The sequence below is a fragment of the Proteus sp. G2626 genome, from assembly GCF_009915985.1.
Lineage (GTDB): Bacteria > Pseudomonadota > Gammaproteobacteria > Enterobacterales > Enterobacteriaceae > Proteus > Proteus vulgaris.
In genome coordinates this window covers 133,161-154,548 of sequence record NZ_JAABNH010000027.1, presented here as the reverse complement: position 1 = coordinate 154,548, position 21,388 = coordinate 133,161, and the positions used below count along the sequence as shown (strand labels likewise).

The following is a 21,388-nucleotide window of genomic DNA, read 5'->3' as shown; positions in this document are numbered from 1 at the left end:
TATATATCTCAATATTATCTTTCGTTAATAAAATGAGAAACAGCAAGAAAAATAGTTTAAATTACAATTAATTCAATACGATAAATCGCCACTTCCACTTAAAATAATAAATAAAAGTAAAAATTTATATAAATAATTTAATTTTAACAGGAAGGTAATAAATAGAACCATTCTAACAAAGGTAAATAAATAAAATATTTATTTGAAAATAGAAGATCAATAAATTTTAAAATCAAATGAAATGGTTTATTTAAATATTATTTAATTTCTATTTTATAAAAATAAAAAGGCCACATAACATGACCTTTTAAAAATATTATTTATCAGCTTAATATTAGAAACGGTAACCAACACCTAATACCCAAGTACCAAATTTTGCATTATCAATTTTTGAATATTCATAAGATGCATCAATTGCTACGTTTGGGATTGGATTAATTTGCAAACCTAATCCATAAGCCAGGGACGTTTTGCTGTATGTATCATTAACATAATAATATTTATCTTCTTGGCTAGCGTGACCAAAACCAATTAAACCATATGCACTAAAATAGTCATTAAAACGATAACTAGGGCCAGCCGTTAATGAAACATAATCAATTTCAGTTGAACCAATTTTTCCCCAACGACTATAATAATTATAGGTTAATTTTGTATACGTCAGTGATCCAATAACTCCCCAATCATTATCAAACTCATGGTTATACTTAAAGTTAATTCCTTTAGGATTATCATCTATTTTATCATCATTTAATTTAATTGAACTTTGAGCATAACCTACTGATAAAGTATTATCTAACGTGGCTTGTGCATTAAATGAAAGTGTAGAAATAGCTAACAACGAAGTAGATAGAAATAAATTACGATTCATTTTTATTCTCTATATAAAAGCAAAAGATAGAAAAAAGAACTAAACTAGAATTTAGCTCTCTTATTAAATTAAGTTTAATACTCAATAAATTTTATTTATAAATAATACGTTATTAGTTAATTTTTATAAAGAAATTCTTATGGTTAAATTGATAATTAAAAGACTATTTATCTCAAAAATAAATTCACCTTATTTTTATCTATTATTAATGGAATATTAAGACTATAAAATTGTGAGAAAACTGATTTTAAATTTTTATTAGATTTGTTTACTTTCTATCTATTATTAATTAAATGTAAAAAACTTAATCACTAACTAAAGTAAATATATTTTATTTTTGAAACAAAATATTTTTTTATTTTAAGTAATTTAAATGTTTATACTGTATAGTAATCTCACATTAAATATTACTTAATTCTCTATGGTGATTAATCAATCAATTTAATATCAAGATATTTAAGTAAATCGAGTGCTTCTATTTTAGAAAAAATTGCTTTCGTCATTTTATTTTGACGAATATCAATATCAAAAGAATGCGAATGAGTAAAATCAACCCCTTCTAAATTTGTTTGCATAAACAAACTATTAGAAAAATCAGAACCAATCATAAGTGATCTTTGAAGCTCCGCATTTCTAAAATCCACATCATGTAATCTACACTCTTCAAAAATAGATTCGCTCAGTTTTAATCCAAAAAAGTTACATCCGCTTAAAATGCTATTTTTAAAACTGAGTTGAGAATAAAGATCAAATTTTGGCCAATGTGCTTTTGTCCAGTCAATACCAACAAGTTTACATCCAACAAATTCAGTATTAGAAAATCGAGTATTAGGAAAATTAGCTAAACTTAAATTACATTTTTCAAATAAGCAATGTACAAACTTGCAATGCAATAGCTCAGCAGATAAAAAATTACACTGGTGAAATTCACATTCCTCAAAAATAACATTGCTAAGTGCCAATTCATTAATATCAAGTTTAGTGAAATTTCTATCTAAATATTCTTGATTGTTTTTTAAATTTTCCATATATGTACTCAATAGAAATGTATATTAATCTAGAGATAAAAAAGGCCGCGAGTAAAGTTTATTTTATGTTTATATATTATTAGCAAGTTGCATTTTTAACCAAAAACTTTGCTGGCATAAATTAAAAAATTCTTTTCGACAAGGAGAGATAATTTTGTTATTCGATTCTACAATTTCCCAAGTGATCCAATGTTCAGGACATTGAGCGTCATTATCATAGAACTCTGTTTCTATCTCTTCTATGCATTTCAAGATGACACCATCAGGAAATAACCAACTATGAGTTACTCTGGTTATTTCTGCTAAGTTATCCCAAAATTTCTGAGTACTTAAAATTTGATAATTATCTTCTTGGTTTACAATTTGAGATATATACTTCGCTAACATCATCATCTCTCTTGTTTTATTTCTTAATATTTAGTGTATTCACTATAATTGAGACAAGTTTTATTACTTTTAATTTTCATCAAAAGCATCTGCCATAAGCAAAAATTTAGGCTCAACTTTTTTATATGCATTGATCATCGGAACTAGTCGCTGAAAATGTTCACTAGCACAATGTGTATCAAGCGCAGCATGATCTGGCCATTGTTCAACAAAGACAAAGTGACCTGGATCTTTTTCATCAACATATAAATTATAGCTAATACAAAGAGGCTCTTTCTTAGTCGCTTCAACAAGCTCACGATAAAGAGGTAAAACAATTTCTATCGCTTCTGTTTTAATAAAATCTTCAGCAATCACTTTTAACATCACATTTTCCTTACCGTAATTGAACAACACAAGATACTGTATAAAAATACAGATAAATATAGTCTAGTTAACTTAAGAGATCTAGATTTTTTACATAAGAAAAATGCTTCTTTAAAAGAATAAAAACCGCCTTATTTTCTCAGGTTATCCTCTTTATCTTTCTTTAAACACTCAACTTCTAACCAATGAGTAAATATCTTTGCTTTTTGTATAAACACATTTATATCATCGATTGGCTTTATGCTTTCAGATAAAAGATAATTAATACTTTTTTGTTGATCTGGATAATTTGCTTCTACTATTTTTACGAAGTCTTCTAGTGTTTCAGGCCAATACTCATCTTTTTCATTACGTAAAATATTTGTTGAGCGAATAAGTTTACGCGCTATTGCCCTTTGTAAGTGATGTTTTTCAATAGCCCCAACTGTATAAATTGTTAGATGCCAATACCTCGCTTAAAATACCAATATCGAAATCAATTTTGCTGACAATAGAGTGTTGTTTTTCTAATGTTGCTCTTGCATTATCTAACAGGTGAATTTCGCTTTCGTTTATTTCATGATTTAAAATTAAGCAAATATCTAAGTCTGATATTCCCTCTGTTGCACATCCATTAGCTACACTGCCATAAACATATATGCTATGTAATCTTTCTTTTAACAATTGAGAAAGTTGCTCAGTGACATCAGTAATGACAGATTGAAATGATGATTGAAAATACTTTGTGGTAGGTAACTTTATTTTAATTTTACCTACTTAAGAAATTGTCATAGCTTACCTTTATGGAAAATCTATATATATAATTAAACCCTAACTTTTTTTAGCGAGACACAATTCATAAAAAAGCAATATGATGCAGTAATCCGTTTGAAATGATAAAAAAGCCTGTTTTTCACACAGTGAGCAGTAAACATCAAACATTTATTCTCAATATTGATAAAAATATGCGTTTAAATAACTTTGATTCTCTTTATATAATGGCTATTCATGAAGTAATACAGAGAAAGTAAGATTTGGGGGTTAACGTGTGGCTTGAACAATTTGGTGTACTTAATATCTGGACATACCTTGCAGGCATGTTTTTTATTATCCTCGTTCCTGGCCCTAATACACTCTATGTGCTAAAAACAAGCGCATCAGGTGGCGTCAGTGATGGTTATCGTGCTGCATTTGGTGTCTTTTTAGGTGATGCCATTTTGATCTTTCTCGCCTTTATTGGTGTCGCATCTGTTATAAAAGCCTCGCCTGTACTCTTTACTATTGTCCGTTTTTTAGGTGCTTTTTATCTCCTTTATTTAGGAATAAAAATTATCCATGCAACTTTTTTCTCCAAAAAGGCACACACGGAACAGACAACAACGATACAAAAACATGTTTTCAGAAAAGCACTAACATTAAGCTTAACCAATCCTAAAGCCATTTTATTTTATATTTCATTTTTCGTTCAGTTTATTGATTTTAATTACGCGCACACTGGATTATCTTATTTAATTTTAGCATCTATGCTTGAGGCTTTTAGCTTTATCTATCTCTCTTTTCTTATTTTTGGTGGTGTCGCCCTTGCTCGTTTCTTCGGTTCACGCAAAAATATCGCTAAATTAGGTAATGGTGTTATTGGGCTTTTCTTTATGGGGTTTGCAACTAAGTTAGCCACATTATCATCATAATTATTAATAATAAATTTTACGAAGGACAAGACTTGGGTTATGTTGGTTTTGTCCTCAAAATATCTTATCAAACCTACAATTATCCAAACAGATAAGATTATTATTTCCTATTTTTATCGCGCTAAAATCGCTTAACTGTAGTTATCTATATCGAAACCACCCAACCATCTGCTATCATTAGCAACTTATCCATTTTCTTGCCATAAATAACTTTGTTTTACAAAACGCTGTCACTTGAGTTGTAAGACATTTTATTGATTTATATGACTTTTAAATCATTCAGCATTCGTGATAAAAAACAAAGCCTTGGTAGCAAGTTACAGAATAATCAGCAACGATATAGAACCGTAAAAATGAGCATCCCAAAAGAACAGTATAATTTCAACAAACTACAAAAACGCTTACGCCGTGATGTTGGGCAAGCTATCGCTGACTTTAATATGATTGAAGATGGCGACAAAATCATGGTCTGTCTTTCTGGTGGTAAAGATAGTTACACGCTACTGTCTATCTTAATGAATCTGCAAAAAAGTGCCCCCATCAACTTTTCACTTATTGCTGTGAATTTAGACCAAAAACAACCTGGATTTCCTGAACATATTTTACCTGAATATTTAAATGAACTCGGTGTGGAATATAAAATTGTTGAAGAGAATACCTATGGAATTGTCAAAGATATTATTCCAGAAGGAAAGACAACCTGTTCTTTATGCTCTCGTTTACGCCGGGGTATTTTATATCGTACAGCGACAGAGTTAGGGGCGACAAAAATTGCATTAGGTCATCATCGTGATGATATTTTAGAAACATTATTCTTAAATATGTTTTATGGTGGAAAACTTAAAGGTATGCCACCTAAATTAATGAGTGATGATGGTAAACAAATCGTCATTCGCCCTCTTGCTTACGCTCGTGAAAAAGATATTGAACGTTTTGCCCAAGCAAAACAATTTCCAATTATCCCGTGTAATCTTTGTGGCTCACAGCCTAATCTTCAACGTCAAGTTATTAAAGAGATGCTAAGAGACTGGGACAAGCGTTACCCTGGTCGCATTGAAACAATGTTTAGAGCAACACAAAATATTGTTCCATCACACTTATGTGATACTCAATTATTTGATTTTGCTAACATCAAACATGGCGATGAAGTCATCAATGGTGGCGATTTAGCTTTCGATAAAGATGATATTCCATCTGTCCCCGTGATGTTCCAAGAAGAAGATGATGAACGTCCTGACTTTAGCCAAAATAAGCTCGATATTGTTGAAGTGAAATAAAGCGCTTTTTCCTAAGTCTTGTTTTGAGACTTAGGATTTTGTGATGAAATAACAACCAACAATAAATTTAAGCAAAAAAAACCGATGTTAATAAACATCGGTGTAATAATGGTCAATTATTCTGTATTAAGAACTCAATATGAGAAAAACTACAATTATGGAGCACAACGTTCATCGCTCAACGTTGTATTCACCTGCGAGAGTTATAATGCCAGATGTTCTATTTCAAAAAATTGATATATCTCAAACAGGACTAGAGAATTCTTTTTTAAATCCATTTAGTTACGATTAATTTGCTGAAATTTTACAACCACCTACTACGTTTTAACCACCAAGTAACAATCACAATTAAAATAAATAACGATAAGCAAAAGATAGTAAAACCATAAGGAAATTCATTTCCTGGTATTCCGCCTAAATTAACACCAAATAACCCTGTTAGAAATGTGGTGGGTAAAAACAGCATCGCCATTAATGACATTGTATAAGTACGTCTATTCATCGCGTCAGCCATCATTGATGTTATTTCATCGGCTATCACTGCTGTACGAGAAATACTGCTGTCTAAGTCTTCTAAACGTCGAGAAAGTCTTTCTGATATTTCAAGCATTGTGACTCTATCACTATCGCTCATCCATGGTAATTTTTCGATAGAAAGCCTAGAAAATACATCTCGTTGCGGAGCCATATAACGACGTAAAACAATTAACTGTTTTCTTAATAATGCAAGTTCCCCTCTCGCAGGTATTTGCTGATCGAGGATCATATCTTCGAGTTCGATTAATTGGTCATGCAAAGTTTCAACAAATTCACCGATTTCATCAGTAACCGCATCTGCCATAGTAATAAGCCAATCACCACTATTTTCTGGCCCATTGCCTAACTCTAAGGTATGAATAACGGAATCTACCGAATTAACTCGGCGATGACGACTTGAAACAATTGTTTGGCTGTTAATATAAATTCTGAATGCAACAAGTTCATCAGGTCTATCATTAGGATTATTATTGATTGTTTGCAAATTGATGACGATACCTTCGCCAATACGTTGCGCCTTTGGCCTGATGTTTTCTGCTAACAATACATCTTTAGCAATAGGTGGAAGTAATTCTGTCTCTTGTATCCATTTAGCGCTTTGTGGCTTACGATAGTCTAAATGTATCCAATAAGGATTATCATTTGTAGCAATCGTATCTGCTGTTATTTCTATTACGCCACCATGACCATCGAGTTGTGTGGTGTAAATTGCATCTGAATCTTGCAAAATAGAGTCATTAATTGTTTTCACTTAGTTTCCTCCATAATCTTGCTTTAGTCGCAATAGATAAATTCAATGTTCGACCACCAAATAATGATTTGCATATCGTCTCTTTATCTCATTCTTTTTCAATACGTTATTTTATACTTTTTTTCTAGTTTACTGTATATCAACACTATTTTTGTACAATTTACCTACAATTGATGTTTATATTTTCTACTTTAGGACTATTACACTAAAATTTATTTAGATAGTTACGTTAGTATATTAATACTAGAAATATCTATAGATAACTTACTTTATTTATTGAAAAAAATTTATCTGTTGTAATTTATAATAATTTGTTGCCTGGTGTATACTAAACATTATTTTATACATTTATTGCACCCTAAAAAATAAGGCCATCAATATGAAAAAATTTCTCGCTATTCCTTTATTTTTGCTTTTAGCTGGATGCAATGATGTTACATCGACTGAAAGCACAAATACTGCCTCTAGTACTGATACAACAAAAACACTCCTAGTTGATTCACAACTTTATGATTGTGTCGGTGTTGCACCAATGAAATGCATGAAGGTGAAAGAACTACCTTCAGGCGAATGGTCCCTTTTCTATCAGAATATTGAGGGTTTTGAATATAAAGCAGGTACTGAATACACATTAAAAGTAAATGTTACTGATATTCCTAATCCTCCAGCTGACGCACCAAGTGTAAAATATACGCTGGTAGAAATTGTCGATAAAAAATAACTCTCTTACTTAATTCAAACTCACAATAGGCAACTTTAGCTATTGTGAGGATTATTCTATTAACATTATTCTTCTGACATCCTCTTCATAAACTAATTTTTAATAATAAGCTATTTATGTAATCTCATTTTTATTAAACCTTAAAGATAAGTCTGCTAATTTTTTTTAAGAGTAATTTCAATCAATTAACATTGAAATCATACTTGTTTTTACTAAAAATAGAGCTCTTTACATCAACATAGAACCTCTATAATGAATAAATTCATACTTATTTTAAGTAGCTTAGTTTTACCTTTCTCTTCTACATTACATGCTTACAATGAATCACATACTATCTATAGTGGTTATATTTATGGAAAAATAAAAGGAGATACCGCAAAAGGACCTATAGTCAGTTATCGTTATGAAGCAGAAAATGCTTGGGGTCTATTAGTTTCTCTACTCTATTTAAATTCAAATCATAAAGAACCCTTTAAAGATGCTCGCTTTATCACACCATCGATAAAACAATATAAAACTAAAACCACAGCTCTATTAATCGGCCCTACTTATAGAATAACACCTAATTTTTCTATTTATGCCCAAATGGGGCCTAATAAATTAAAATACCAAGAAGATAAACTTCACCCTAAAATCAATACAACAGACATACATCGTGTTGATACAACGAGTGTTATTGGTCAAATAGGCATCGATTATACCCCGATAAAAGAGATTGCTTTTAATTTTGGCTATCTTTATTCCGATACTACAGCAAACAAACGTCATATTGAATTAAATAGCATACAATTATCTTTAGGTTATCGTTTTTAATCACTTTGATAATCTATAGTTTTTTTAACAATAAAAGAAAAATAAATAGATATCTTTTTCTATAAAATGCTTTAAAAGCACAATAAATTTATTAATTTTCATTGTTGTCAAGGATTTATACCTACGCATAAAGTGAAATATAATATTTAACATCAAGTGTATTGCACAATTAGTCAAAACAAAGTAGTAAAAATGTATTAACATCTTTTCTGCAATGTTTATTCCTTTTGAGTCTCCTTCTGTTTTTATAACAGAGGGACTTTTTTTATACATATTTTATTAATCACTGTAACAGCTCGATACAATAAAAAGCGTGCAAAGAGAACATTTAAAATATAATTTATATTCAGACAATAAATTAATCTGCTTTATTTTGCTACCCCCTTTTTAAAGGAGTTCTTTTTTATTTATATTGTCACTCATACCTAATTTCTTCATAATCTTAATACTAAAAATAATAATTTTTTATTCTCTTATTTATTTTTAGAGAAAAAACACCTCAAAGCAAGGAGTTAACTTTGAGGCATTATTTATTCTCTCTTACTCTTTTACACAGCCAGAATTCACTGATGACTATTTCAAGTAATTTATTTCATTGCTATATTAATGCTTTAATATATAAAGGGTATGGCTATAAGCCACATCCTCAGGATTACCAATGGGATACCCTTTTAACCAAGGTTTTATCAAGCGTCCATTCGTATATTGATAAATAGGTGCTATTGGTGCATCCTCAGCAATTATTTGTTCTGCTCGGTTATATAGATTATTTCTCTCATTTGCATCAATCGTCATACTTGACAATGCCAAAATTTCATCATATTGCTTGTTTCGGTATTTAGGTATATTACCCGCATGTTTAGAGCCTAATAAACTTAAGAAAGTAGAAGGTTCATTATAATCACCAATCCATGATGCTCTTATTACATCAAAATCACCTGAGTTTCGGCTGTCTATATACGTTTTCCATTCTTGATTACGTAACTCAACTTTAACCCCTAGCTTTTTCTTCCACATAGAAGCCACCGCAATGGCAATTTTCTGATGATTTTCCGAATTATTGTATAATAAAGATAATTTTAATGGGTTATGAGGACCATATCCTGCAGCAGCTAACAGTATCTTAGCTTGGCTATCTAATTCATCTTGATTATATTCATCATAAATTGTCAATTCTGGCGTAAAATTAGCCGTAACATCCGGAGTAAAACGATTTGCTGGTTTTTCACCTGTACCTAATACTTTATCAGTAATGATTTTTCTGTCTATTGCCATCGCCAACGCTTTACGTACACGAATATCTTTTGTCGGCCCTGATTGAGTATTAAAAGCATAATAATATGTTCCTAATTGATCGGGTATATATACCTCATTAGGAATATCTTTCATTAATTTATGGTATAAATTTTTAGGGAATGACTCTGTTATATCTATATCACCCGCTAAATAGCGTTTAGTCGCATGTGACTCATGGTTTATCGGTACAAAAGTCACTTTTGTTAATACTGTATTTTTATGATCCCAATAATAAGGGTTAGGCGTTAATACAATTTTTTCATTAATAACTCTGTCTTTTAAAACAAAAGCACCATTCCCAACTAAATTACCAACGTTGATCCAATCAGCACCATATTTTTCAATATAATGGCGAGGCACTGGGTATAACGAAAAATTAGTCGTCAAACTAGGAAAATAAGATATGGGTCTCTCTAATGTCACTTTTAATGTTTTTTCATCTATCGCTTCCACACCTAATGATGCTGGTTTTAATTTTCCATCAATGATTTTTTGGGCATTTTCAATAGAGGCAAGCGAAGCATACCATGCAAAAGGCGAAAGATTTTGAGGATCAACTAATCGTTGCCAACTGTAAACAAAATCAGCTGCAGTGACTTTCTCTCCATTAGACCATTTCGCATTATCACGCAACGTGAAGATCCACACCCGATTATCTTCTGTGCGCCAACTTTGAGCAACGCCAGGGATAGCAAGTCCATGCTCATCTTCTATCGTCAACCCTTCAAATAAATCACGTTGCACCTGAGCTTCAGTTAAACCAACGGCATTAATAGGATCAAGCGACGCTGGTTCATCTTTTAAATGTCGAACCACTTCTTGTTTTTTATCGAGTATCGTTCCTGCGGGTACTACCGCTGCATTTACCTGCAATAGGAGTAATCCTTGAACGACAAGTGCACATGAGATGACGAATATTTTGCGCATGTCTGTTTCGTCCTGTAATCTGTATGAGAATGAACTGCATAATTATAAGAGCCTGATAAAAAGGCACAATCACTGTTTACAAATATTTTATAAATTTTTATGTTTTTCGTAGTTACTATGTCAATAGTGACAAATTTTAATAATGGTTAAGCATTAACAAGATTTTTCGTTAATAATTTAGTATTAATAACAATTAGTCTGACAACTAATAAAGGAGAACAACAATGGCACATCAAGTTACTTTACAAGGAAATGCAGTGACTCTAGCGGGTAAATTCCCAACAGTAGGTCAAAAAGCAGCTGATTTCTCTCTCGTTGGTAAAGATCTTAATGATGTTTCTTTAGCGAATTTTACAGGTAAACGTAAAGTTCTAAACATTTTCCCAAGCGTAGACACCGGTGTTTGTGCTGCGAGTGTTCGCCAATTTAATAAAGTTGCAAATGAATTAAATAACACGGTTGTTTTATGTATTTCAGCTGACTTGCCTTTTGCCCAAGCACGTTTTTGTGGCGCTGAGGGGTTAGATAATGTTGTCACATTATCTACAATGCGCGGTGCTGAATTCAAAGAAAACTATGGTGTTGCAATTACATCAGGTCCATTAGCAGGCTTAACTAGTCGTGCAGTGGTTGTTTTAGATGAAAATAACACCGTTATCTATACCCAATTAGTTGATGAAATAACAACTGAACCAAATTATGATAATGCATTAAATGCATTGAAATAATATTGAGCATAAAAAAATAGACGAGCATTACGCTCGTCTATTTTTTATGCGGCAAATTTGATGACCAAATTAATCATCCGGCTTTTCATTCTTTCTATTCGTGAGATTATATTCTCTTAGTTTATTAGCAATCGCTGTATGTGAAATTCCTAAACGTTTTGCGAGTTTACGTGTGCTTGGATAATCACGATATAAACGCGTCAAAATTGAAGCTTCAAAACGTTTCGTCATTTCATCTAATGAACCTTCTAATAGATTTTCATCAAATAGTGTTTCATCTGTATGCTCAGGTAGCGTAATATCTTGAATTCGTAGTGTATTTCCTACTAATTGCGCCATAGCTTGATAAACTGTATTTCTTAATTGCCGAACATTACCAGGCCATCCATATTGAGTTAAATAAACGGACAATTCAGGTGATATTATTGGCTTGGTTGTTTGTTGTTCAATACAATATTGATTAATAAAATGCATCGCCAACGGCATAATATCAGCTTTTCTTTCACGTAATGGCGGTAATGTCAGTGTTAATACATTCAGCCGATAATAAAGATCTTCTCTAAATAATCCTTTTTGAACGAGTTCCCATAAATTCTTTTGTGTCGCACAAATAATACGAACATCAACATTAACTTCACGCTCTTCACCCACTCGACGAAACGTGCCATCATTTAAAAACCGTAAGAGTTTTATTTGCATTTGTGGAGACATTTCACCAATTTCATCAAGTAAAACGGTTCCTCTATTAGCCTGCTCGAAAAAGCCTTTTTTTCCTTCGATTGCATTAGGATAAGCGCCAGCAGCATAGCCAAATAATTCACTTTCGACTACATCATCAGGCATTGAAGCACAATTTAACCCTAAAAAAGGGTTTCTAGCACGAGAACTAAGGAAATGACAAGCTTTAGCAAATAAATCTTTCCCTGTACCTGTATCACCTACTAATAACAATGGTGCATCCATTTTTGCCATTTTTTTTGCACGTTCAACTAACTGCTTCATTTGAGAACTAACAGCAATAATTTTCTCAAATTCATGATTATCACTGACAATTAATTTTGAATGGTCATGAACAACATCACGATATTTCAATAAAATAAGCGCACCAACACAATGATTTGACTGATTATCATCAGCAAGTTTTATTGGCACTATTTCCATATCAAAATTTTGTTTTTTTAAATTAATGGGAATAATTTCAGCAATAGGATCTTTTTGTTCTAACCAACGATGAATATTGAAATTAGGAATAAGTTGATTGAATGATTTTTCACTATTATCGTTATCATCTAATTCAAATAAATGACGAGTTGCCGGATTTTGTAACTTTATTTGGCCTTTAATATTAATAGAAAAAACAGGTACTGGCACAGATTCCAGCAGTGTCCACATTGCTTTATGCTCTTGCTCTGATGGCATAAACGCAACAGTACGTACATCAATAACACCATGTATTCGACGTATTTCAGCCATTAATGGCTGAAAGATATCAAAATCAATCTGTGAAAAATTCAGGTAAATAAGACCTATTGGGAATATCTCAATTCCACGTAAATCAATATTTTTTAATACTAGCAGATCTAATAATTCACGGGTTAACCCGATGCGATCTTCACAAGTGATCTCTAAACGCATTATAAACCTTCTTAATACTGAGTGACCCTGAACTAATTCTAGATATTATACATAAATATCAACGAAATAAAGGGTCTTGTCAGCAAAGGTTGACAGTATTAACATTTATTTTTACACAGATGAATTAATTTCCTGAACGATAACTAAAATTATTTATGCTTTAAAAAAGTCCAATAACGAAAATGAAGAGGTTTTTATTATTTTTTTCAATTCAAAATCGATAAGATATTCGATGTCTTTTATCAAAGGACTTAATTCTTGGCTAATCATTTTTTTGATGGTTTTACACCCGTTATCAAAACAAAAAAGTAGATATTCTAATGCGTTTATTGCCTTTTCTTTCTTGTCTAACTCAGTGAGATACTCAAAAAATTGTGATACCTCCTTTATTTGAAATCGCTTAGGCTGTTTTTGATGTTGCCTCTTTTTAATCTCATCTATCGTTTCACTAAGTATAGGAATTAAAATACTTATTTGGTTATCAATATTTGAGACACTAAATGCAGAATTCAGATAGAGTTTACGTCTTTGTTTAGAAAGTTTCTTTATTACTGACATTTGTATTTCTTTCATTTTTTAACCTTTTTAGAAGAATTATTTATTACCTATTTTTCTATTTTTTATAAATAAAAAATCGTCTCTATTTATTAAATAACGAATAACTTACAAATTAGATATTTGAAAAGTATTGATAGAATAGATCTGAGATACTCTTTATACAGTGACATTTAACGCTATTTATCATAATAAACTCAATACTATTTTCTTTCAAAAAAGAAATATTATCATTAAAATTACAAATATATCACTGGAAATGCAGCAATTAACCTTTAAATACAATTAGTTACAAATCATCTTTTTTTCCATAAGAACTTACTCTTTTTAAAATTTTTTATCACAATAGTTTCTTATTAAAACAATCACCTCATTACCAATAAAATAATAAAAACACTTTATATTATTTTATGCCTTATTTTAAAATAATATCTTATTACTTCCTTCATTATGGTTATTTTATATAAACAATACTTTTGCCAATTTTTTATACAAAAAAACCGCAGAAAAGCTTCTACGGTTTTTATTTAAAATTGCTAAAAGGTAAGAATAATAATTTATTCCTTTTTCTTACCACCAATTGTAGTTTTTAATTTTCCTATTAGCTCTTTTCTAAAGTCGCCTAGCTTAGGTTTATTATCATCAATCCATGGTAAAGGGCGACATAATTCCATTGCCTTTATTCCTAAGCGTGCCGTTAATAATCCCGCCCCAATACCTTGAGCTGCTCTTGTTGATAATCGTGCTGCAAGATCTTGAGAAAGCCAATCCATTCCTACTTCTCTGACTAATTCAGTTGCCCCTGCAAATGCAATATTGACTAAAACAAGACGAAAGAGTTTTAGACGGCTATAGTAACCCAACTCTATACCATAAATTTCAGCAATACGATTAATTAAACGAATATTACGCCAACCAATAAAAGCCATATCAACCATCGCTAGCGGGCTAACAGCGATCATTAAAGTTGATTCAGCAGCAGAACGGCTAATTTCAGCTCTTGCTTGTTTATCTAAAATAGGTTGAACAAGTTGGCTATAAAGTTCTAATACTTCTTTATCATTGTGCGTATCATGTAATGCACTTTGCCAACGAATTAATGCTGGATGCTGTGGGCTAATACCGGCTTGTTTCGCGAGTTTTTCGCAAAATGGTCGGCCATTTCCCATCGCATGGCTATAAAGTAATTCTTTAGCTTTATCTCGTTCATCTGCACGTTGACGTAAACGATAAATACGACGCCACTCTGTTATAACTGATCCTATTCCAGCAACAACAATTAAGCCACCTGCACTGGCTGCACCCAACGCAATCCAGTCAGAATTTATCCATGAGTCATAAATCCATTGTCCAGTTTGGGCAATAACACTAATCCCTAAAATAGTACTCGCAATCGTTAATAAACGTTTCCAGACACTTTTTTTAGGTTTTAAAATTGATTGAACATCGCCTTCTAATTGCCCTTCATTTTCTTCATCTAATCGAGGATCAATAGGTAGAAATTGTTCACTCTCTTGAAAATCAATCCCTTTTTTTAAGTTAACTTCATCTTGAACTATGGGTTCTTGAAAATCAATTCGTGATTTTAATGGTTCATTCATTTTAATTTATCCCCTAACAAGAACTCCATGGCACTATCCATGCGAATATGAGGTACTGCACTATCTCTTGATATTTGTTGTGGTCTAAAAGACTCAAAACTAAATCCTTGTTTTTCCCAAAATTCTTTTTCAGGTAAGCGCTTAGGCACTTCACCTGGGAAATACACCAAAGGCTTATTATCACTTAAACGAAAACCTTTTAATGCTGGAATTTTTTCACCATGATGATCAACAATGCCACTTTCCGTTGCTGCAATAGAGGCAAGGCCCATGCAATCAATACTGATCCCTTCAAAAATAGCATTTTGTTTAGCATCTTGAATAAGCTGTTGAAGCAATGAAACTAAATTTTCGTGTTGATCAACTGTAATATGATCAGCTTTAGTGGCCGCAAATAACAACTTATCAATACAAGGTGAAAATAAACGTCTGAGTAATGTTCTTTTACCATAATGAAAACTGCGCATTAATTGTGTTAAAGCCTGTCGCATATCATTAAAAACATCTGCACCTTGATTAAGGGGTTGCAAACAATCCACTAAAACAATTTGTCTATCAAAGCCTTGGAAATGATCCCGATAAAACCCTTTTACCACATGCTGACCATAATATTCATAACGTTGCTTTAACATGCCAATATTTGTACGTTTATCGGCATTCTTTAGTTTAGCGATATCGTGCTGTTGTAAATCAGGCCATGGAAAAAATTGCAAAACAGGCGCACCGGCTAATTCACCAGGCAAAACAAAACGACCCGGTTGAATAAAATGCAGTCCTTCTTTTTTACATGCTAATAAATATTCTGTATAAGCAGAGGCTATATCCGCTAATAATGTTTCATCAGCCGGAGCAAAAGGATCGCATTTTTTAAATTGTGTTTGCCAATGTTGTTCTGGCAATATTCTTTGTCGATTTACCTTATTCATTTGCTCTGACCATTCAAAATAGTCTTGCTCAAGCATAGGTAAATCCAATAACCATTCACCAGGGTAATCCACAATTTCTAAATACAGAGACGATGTTTCTTTGATAAAACGTGTTAATGACTCATTTGAGCGATAACGCAGTTGTAAACGAATTTCACTTACCCCTTTAGTCGGAACAGGCCAACTTGGGGGAGTATGATAAAGTGACTCCATTCCTTCATCATAAGTAAAACGGGGGATATTTAAATTATGTTGAGGAATGCGTTTTACACCCAATAATTGTTTATTTCGTGCAGCTGAAAATAACGGTAAACGCGCCCCTGTATGCACATTAATAAGTTGATTAACTAAAGAGGTAATAAATGCCGTTTTACCACTTCGACTTAATCCAGTGACCGCTAAGCGAAGATGCCTATCAACACCACGATTAATAAAAGCTGTAAGTTCATTTTGTAGGCGTTTCATGTTTCTCCCAAGACATTTGACGCGATAGCTTATTTAAGCCTGCCTTGATAACAGGCTCCGCTATCAATAGAACCAACCAACGTAACGGTTTACTGCTTACACGTTTTAATATACCGCCAGTGATTGCGGCTGGCCCAAATAAAGTCAATAACATTAACCCAAATGTTAACCCTTTTTTGGCAAATTGGGTGAGTTTATTTGTTTTTAAAGAAACGAATACTTGATTGGAATTCACAATACACTCCTCAATCAGTAATTGAACTTTTTCACTATACTGGCGTTGAAAAAGATAAAGATGCTTAACGAAAGACGCTCCTAAATCGGAGCGTCTTATCGGACTAAATGGCGAAAATATTACAAATCGCGAAAACGTTTATTTAACTGATAACTAGAAGAGGTAATATAACGTTCCATTTGTTGTAAACGTTTTTCACCTTGCATTAATTGATTATCAACACCGCTTAAAATTTCTTTTAAACTTTCTTGTTGCTTGTCACCTTGTTGGTAATTAGCAGGCGCGGGTTCCATAAAGAAACTTAAAACAAGATAAGCAACAATCGTTAAGCCAAAAAATCCCGCAAAGAGTGCAATCACCGCAATAACCCTGACAAGTAAAACAGGAATATTAAAATAATGGGCAAGGCCTGCACATACGCCACGGATCACGCCCTCTTGTGGCAAGCGATACAATTGTTTGCTTTGCACCGTCATTATGATTGCCTCCAGTTAGGATGTTCTGCATCAAGTATTTGTTCTAGCGTCTTAATGCGCTCCTGCATTTGCTGAGCTTTATCCACCAGCACGCTCAGTCGCTGCATTTCTTGTTGGGTTAACTGAACATTCCCACCACCTTTCTGATTGCTGTAATGCAACCACAGCCAGATAGGGAGAACAAATAAAATAAAAATGGTCAGTGGTATTCCCAGAAATATATAGCCCATTACATATCCTTTATAAGATGGTTATTACGCTTGCTGTTACTCTTTATTGATATTGATTTTAGCTTTTAATGCAGCTAATTGCGCGCTAATTTCATCATCCGCTTTCAATTCAGCAAACTGTTGGTCTAATGATTTCTCTTTACCTAACCCGTAGCTTTGCGCTTCACCTTCCATATGATCAATACGGCGTTCAAATTGTTCAAAGCGTGCCATTGCTGCATCCATTTTACCGCTGTCTAATTGGCGACGAACTTGACGAGATGAATTTGCCGCTTGATGACGAACAACTAAAGATTGTTGTTTAGCGCGAGTTTCTGTCAATTTATTTTCTAATTCAGTGATTTCACCTTTCAAACGAGTCAAGGTTTCATCAATGATGATCAACTCATGTTTTAACGTATCATTGACTGAAGCAACACGTTGTTTTTCAATTAATGCCGCACGCGCTAAATCTTCTTTGTCTTTAATCAGCGCTAACTCAGCTTTATCTTGCCAATCTTTAATCTGTTTTTCCGCTTGTTCGATACGACGCTCCAATCCTTTCTTTTCCGCTAAAGTGCGTGCAGACGTTGTACGGATCTCAACTAACATATCTTCCATTTCTTGGATCATTAAACGGATCATTTTTTCAGGATCTTCCGCTTTATCTAATAAAGAAGCAATGTTGGCATTAATAATGTCAGCAAAACGTGAAAATATACCCATGATGTTATCCTTAATAGCTATGCTAATTAGTAACGTTAAATATTAATGGCGTCATCAGTCATAACGCCTGGCTTACTTTAGTTAATACAACTTTTGTGCCAACTTTGATTGTTTACATAACTTATTAATAATAAACATTTTTATTTTATTCACTCATTTTTCGCCCATCTGATAAAATGGTAAAAAATACCTCAATATGGTGAATTTGACCAATGAATGAGAATTTAGAAACAATAATTGGTGTTGATAATCAATTTATTGATGTCTTAGAACAAACTTCAGCACTTGCCCAATTAAAAAAACCCGTGCTAATTATTGGCGAGCGAGGGACTGGGAAAGAGCTTATTGCGCATCGATTACATTACCTTGCACCTTGGTGGCAAGGCCCTTTTATTTCCATCAACTGCTCCGCGCTTAATGATAACCTACTTGATTCTGAACTTTTTGGTCATGAAGCGGGAGCTTTTACAGGTGCTAAAAATCGTCATCAAGGGCGTTTTGAACGAGCGGATGGAGGCTCTCTTTTTCTTGATGAGCTGGCAACAGCACCAATGCTTGTACAAGAAAAATTACTGCGTGTTATTGAGTATGGTCATTTAGAACGTGTTGGTGGCAGTCAATCCCTGCATGTTGATGTCAGACTTATCTGTGCTACAAACGCAGATTTGCCTGCAATGGCTGAAGAAGGTAAATTTCGTGCTGATTTGCTAGATAGATTAGCTTTTGATGTCATTAGATTGCCCCCATTAAGAGAACGTCGTGCAGATATTATGTTACTTGCTGAGAACTTTGCGATTTCGATGTGCCAAGAATTAGGACTGCCTTTTTTCCCCGGATTTAGTGATAATGCACGCCAAATTCTTTTAAGCTATTCATGGCCGGGTAATATCCGTGAGCTAAAAAATGTTGTAGAACGTTCAGTCTATCGCCACGGGACTAGCGATAGTTCGTTAGATAATATTATTATTAATCCTTTTGCGGGCCTGCAAACATCAATATCAAAAAAATCATCTCTAGAAAAAAAGATTTCTTCTTTTTCACCACCCGATTTACCTCTCGATTTACGACAATGGCAAAATGAAATAGAAAAAATATTAGTCAATAATGCATTAAAAGAGAGTTTGTATAATCAAAAAGAGGCTGCTGAAAAACTGAAGTTAAGTTACGATCAATTTAGAGGACTAATTAAAAAACATCAGATTACAACATAACTTTATGATGATGAATAATTTTTGAGTTATCGAGTGATGGCTTTGGAGAAGAAATAAAAAAAAAGCCAGCACCCGAGCTGGCTAGTAAAAAATACTGGAAGCAATGTGAGCAATGTCGTGCCCTCTGCGGAAAACCTCTTACCGCTGAAGGACAATACGGATGATAATCTTTATCATTAGCATTTGTAAAGCTTTTTATTGAGAATTTTTCTCACTTTGCTTTTTGACTATTTGGGGATAGAAAGTTTTTTAAGTTACAATAGCAAAATCGTTTCTCTAAAAGACATTATTATGCGCCTTATTTTACTTATTAGTACTTTGCTACTGAGCTTAACAAGTGTAACTTGTATCGCAAATGTAGCGCCACAAACACAAGCGCTATCTAAAATACTTGAGCCAACTCCAATTAATCAAAATGGCTTTGTTTATTGTGTTGATGGCAGTGTAAATACTTTTAATCCGCAATTATCAAGCAGTGGATTAATTATCGATCCCCTTGCTGCACAACTTTATGATCGTCTTTTAGATGTTGATCCTTACACTTATCGGCTTATCCCAGAAATAGCTGCACGATGGGAATCGCTAGATAATGGTGCAACATATCGCTTTTATTTACGTAAAAATGTCTCTTTCCAGCAAACATCTTGGTTTACACCTACGCGAAAACTTACAGCAGATGATGTGATTTTTAGTTTTGAACGGATGATCAACCCGAAAAATCCTTACAATCAAATTAATGGAGGGAAATATCCTTATTTTGATAGCTTAAGTTTTGCTGACAATATCCAATCAATTAAAAAACTGGGCCAATATACGGTAGAATTTAGCTTAAAAGAGCCTGACGCCTCTTTTCTATGGCATTTAGCAACACATTACGCCCCTGTTCTTTCCGCTGAATATGCACAAAACTTAGAGAAATCAGGTAATCAGACACAGCTTGATTGGAAACCTGTAGGCACAGGGCCTTTCTACCTTGATGAATATCAACCAGGCCAATTTGTTCGCTTATTTAGAAATGAAAATTATTGGAAAGGCCAGCCTAAAATGCAACAAGTTGTTATTGATATGGGTGCCGGAGGTACGGGCCGTATATCTAAATTATTAACGGGTGAATGTGATGTTTTGGCCTACCCTGCAGCGAGCCAATTAAAAGTTTTACGTGATGACCCTCGGCTAAGACTAACGCTTCGTTCAGGTATGAATATCGCTTATTTAGCCTTTAATACGAGCAAACCTCCCTTAAATGACCTTAAAGTGCGCCAAGCCATCGCGTATGCCATAAACAATGAACGTTTGATGGAATCGATTTATTACGGTACTGCTGAAACAGCGGCGTCAGTACTTCCTCGCGCATCTTGGGCCTATGATAATCGTGCAAAAATTACAGAATACAATCCTGAAAAATCAAAACAAATTCTAAAAGAGCTTGGACTTGATGGCCTTAATTTAAATCTTTGGGTCCCTAGCGCATCGCAATCTTACAACCCTAGCCCATTGAAAATGGCCGAGCTCATTCAAGCAGACTTAGCCCAAGTGGGTATTCAAATGAACATTCGTCCAATTGAGGGGCGATACCAAGAAAAAAGTCTGATGGATCGGACTCATGATATGACACTATCAGGCTGGTCAACAGACAGTAATGATCCTGATAGTTTTTTCCGTCCACTCTTTAGTTGTGCGGCAATCGGCTCTCAAACTAACTTGAGCCATTGGTGCTTACCTAACTTTGATGAAATATTGAAAAAGGCGCTTTATAGTCAACAGCTTGCTTCAAGAATGGACTATTATCATGAAGCACAAAATATTCTTGCTCAAGAATTACCCGTACTGCCTCTAGCTAACTCTTTACGTATGCAAGCATATCGCTATGATATTAAAGGGCTAGTATTAAGTACCTTCGGTAATGCGTCTTTTGCTGGTGTTTATCGAGAAACAGAAGTGGAAGAACACAATCACAAGAAAGAGGCTATCAAATAATCT

General features: G+C 33.3%; 22 protein-coding genes. 7 read left to right on the top strand and 15 right to left on the bottom strand.

Features of this window, described 5'->3' with window-relative positions:
• Window positions 1-334 precede the first annotated feature (334 nt).
• The 5 genes from GWJ05_RS13245 to GWJ05_RS13225 all read right to left on the bottom strand — a co-directional run bounded on the left by GWJ05_RS13245 (window position 335) and on the right by GWJ05_RS13225 (window position 3,315).
• Window positions 335-871, bottom strand: a complete 537-nt coding sequence (locus GWJ05_RS13245) for an Ail/Lom family outer membrane beta-barrel protein (RefSeq protein WP_036937168.1) — start codon at window positions 869-871, stop codon at window positions 335-337.
• A gap of 428 nt (window positions 872-1,299) precedes the next feature.
• Entirely contained in the window at window positions 1,300-1,899 is a 600-nt protein-coding gene (locus tag GWJ05_RS13240; protein ID WP_036937171.1) for a pentapeptide repeat-containing protein, read from the bottom strand.
• A gap of 69 nt (window positions 1,900-1,968) precedes the next feature.
• Complete coding sequence (locus GWJ05_RS13235; protein ID WP_052038508.1) at window positions 1,969-2,289, bottom strand: hypothetical protein; 321 nt, start codon at window positions 2,287-2,289, stop codon at window positions 1,969-1,971.
• 66 nt (window positions 2,290-2,355) lie between these two features.
• Entirely contained in the window at window positions 2,356-2,652 is a 297-nt protein-coding gene (locus GWJ05_RS13230; RefSeq protein ID WP_036937174.1) for a putative quinol monooxygenase, read from the bottom strand.
• Window positions 2,653-3,063: 411 nt separating this feature from the next.
• Window positions 3,064-3,315 carry a nucleotidyltransferase domain-containing protein gene (locus GWJ05_RS13225; protein WP_036937176.1) on the bottom strand — a complete coding sequence of 84 codons (252 nt, stop codon included), beginning with the start codon at window positions 3,313-3,315 and terminating at the stop codon, window positions 3,064-3,066.
• Window positions 3,316-3,677: 362 nt separating this feature from the next.
• Between GWJ05_RS13225 and leuE the strand changes: the two genes are divergently transcribed.
• Together leuE and ttcA are read left to right on the top strand one after the other, a co-directional pair.
• Window positions 3,678-4,319, top strand: coding sequence for a leucine efflux protein LeuE (gene leuE, locus GWJ05_RS13220; RefSeq protein WP_036937179.1), 642 nt, complete (start codon window positions 3,678-3,680; stop codon window positions 4,317-4,319).
• 353 nt (window positions 4,320-4,672) lie between these two features.
• On the top strand, window positions 4,673-5,596 hold the full coding sequence (ttcA, locus tag GWJ05_RS13215; RefSeq protein ID WP_036939034.1) for a tRNA 2-thiocytidine(32) synthetase TtcA: 924 nt from the start codon (window positions 4,673-4,675) through the stop codon (window positions 5,594-5,596).
• Window positions 5,597-5,900: 304 nt separating this feature from the next.
• Here ttcA and zntB read toward each other — a convergent pair whose 3' ends face one another.
• Entirely contained in the window at window positions 5,901-6,884 is a 984-nt protein-coding gene (gene zntB / locus GWJ05_RS13210; protein WP_036937182.1) for a zinc transporter ZntB, read from the bottom strand.
• A gap of 379 nt (window positions 6,885-7,263) precedes the next feature.
• Here zntB and GWJ05_RS13205 point away from each other — a divergent pair, with 379 nt between their 5' ends.
• Complete coding sequence (locus tag GWJ05_RS13205; RefSeq protein ID WP_036937185.1) at window positions 7,264-7,605, top strand: DUF4377 domain-containing protein; 342 nt, start codon at window positions 7,264-7,266, stop codon at window positions 7,603-7,605.
• Window positions 7,606-7,857: 252 nt separating this feature from the next.
• Window positions 7,858-8,418, top strand: coding sequence for an Ail/Lom family outer membrane beta-barrel protein (locus tag GWJ05_RS13200; RefSeq protein ID WP_036937187.1), 561 nt, complete (start codon window positions 7,858-7,860; stop codon window positions 8,416-8,418).
• Between the two features lie 603 nt (window positions 8,419-9,021).
• On the opposite strand, the gene GWJ05_RS13195 is transcribed toward GWJ05_RS13200, so the two are convergent.
• Entirely contained in the window at window positions 9,022-10,641 is a 1,620-nt protein-coding gene (locus GWJ05_RS13195; protein ID WP_036937190.1) for a peptide ABC transporter substrate-binding protein, read from the bottom strand.
• 224 nt (window positions 10,642-10,865) lie between these two features.
• Between GWJ05_RS13195 and tpx the strand changes: the two genes are divergently transcribed.
• Window positions 10,866-11,369, top strand: coding sequence for a thiol peroxidase (gene tpx, locus GWJ05_RS13190; protein WP_036937193.1), 504 nt, complete (start codon window positions 10,866-10,868; stop codon window positions 11,367-11,369).
• A 69-nt stretch (window positions 11,370-11,438) separates the two neighbouring features.
• On the opposite strand, the gene tyrR is transcribed toward tpx, so the two are convergent.
• The 8 genes from tyrR to pspA all read right to left on the bottom strand — a co-directional run bounded on the left by tyrR (window position 11,439) and on the right by pspA (window position 18,197).
• Window positions 11,439-13,004: a transcriptional regulator TyrR gene (tyrR, locus tag GWJ05_RS13185; protein WP_036937196.1), complete on the bottom strand. Its 1,566-nt coding sequence runs from the start codon at window positions 13,002-13,004 to the stop codon at window positions 11,439-11,441.
• Between the two features lie 153 nt (window positions 13,005-13,157).
• The gene (locus GWJ05_RS13180) at window positions 13,158-13,577 is read right to left on the bottom strand and encodes a hypothetical protein (RefSeq protein ID WP_052038509.1); all 420 of its coding nucleotides are present in this window, start codon (window positions 13,575-13,577) and stop codon (window positions 13,158-13,160) included.
• Window positions 13,578-14,116: 539 nt separating this feature from the next.
• Window positions 14,117-15,160, bottom strand: a complete 1,044-nt coding sequence (locus GWJ05_RS13175; RefSeq protein ID WP_087802510.1) for a YcjF family protein — start codon at window positions 15,158-15,160, stop codon at window positions 14,117-14,119.
• Window positions 15,157-16,551 (bottom strand): YcjX family protein, encoded by a 1,395-nt coding sequence (locus tag GWJ05_RS13170; protein WP_036937202.1) that lies wholly within the window; start codon window positions 16,549-16,551, stop codon window positions 15,157-15,159. The genes GWJ05_RS13175 and GWJ05_RS13170 overlap by 4 nt, the downstream gene beginning before the upstream one ends.
• Entirely contained in the window at window positions 16,532-16,786 is a 255-nt protein-coding gene (locus GWJ05_RS13165) for a phage shock protein PspD (protein WP_224215468.1), read from the bottom strand. Before GWJ05_RS13165 ends, GWJ05_RS13170 begins: the two co-directional genes overlap by 20 nt.
• A 119-nt stretch (window positions 16,787-16,905) precedes the next feature.
• A complete protein-coding gene (pspC, locus tag GWJ05_RS13160; RefSeq protein ID WP_036937207.1) occupies window positions 16,906-17,262 on the bottom strand; it encodes an envelope stress response membrane protein PspC in 357 nt (118 codons plus the stop codon).
• Window positions 17,262-17,492, bottom strand: coding sequence for an envelope stress response membrane protein PspB (gene pspB, locus GWJ05_RS13155; protein WP_161681441.1), 231 nt, complete (start codon window positions 17,490-17,492; stop codon window positions 17,262-17,264). Before pspB ends, pspC begins: the two co-directional genes overlap by 1 nt.
• A 36-nt stretch (window positions 17,493-17,528) precedes the next feature.
• Window positions 17,529-18,197: a phage shock protein PspA gene (gene pspA / locus GWJ05_RS13150; protein ID WP_036937210.1), complete on the bottom strand. Its 669-nt coding sequence runs from the start codon at window positions 18,195-18,197 to the stop codon at window positions 17,529-17,531.
• Window positions 18,198-18,409: 212 nt separating this feature from the next.
• On the opposite strand from pspA, the gene pspF reads away from it, so the two are divergent.
• Both pspF and sapA read left to right on the top strand, forming a co-directional pair.
• Window positions 18,410-19,408 (top strand): phage shock protein operon transcriptional activator, encoded by a 999-nt coding sequence (pspF, locus tag GWJ05_RS13145; RefSeq protein ID WP_036937212.1) that lies wholly within the window; start codon window positions 18,410-18,412, stop codon window positions 19,406-19,408.
• Window positions 19,409-19,699: 291 nt separating this feature from the next.
• The gene (gene sapA / locus GWJ05_RS13140) at window positions 19,700-21,385 is read left to right on the top strand and encodes an ABC transporter substrate-binding protein SapA (protein ID WP_036937214.1); all 1,686 of its coding nucleotides are present in this window, start codon (window positions 19,700-19,702) and stop codon (window positions 21,383-21,385) included.
• Window positions 21,386-21,388 lie beyond the last annotated feature (3 nt).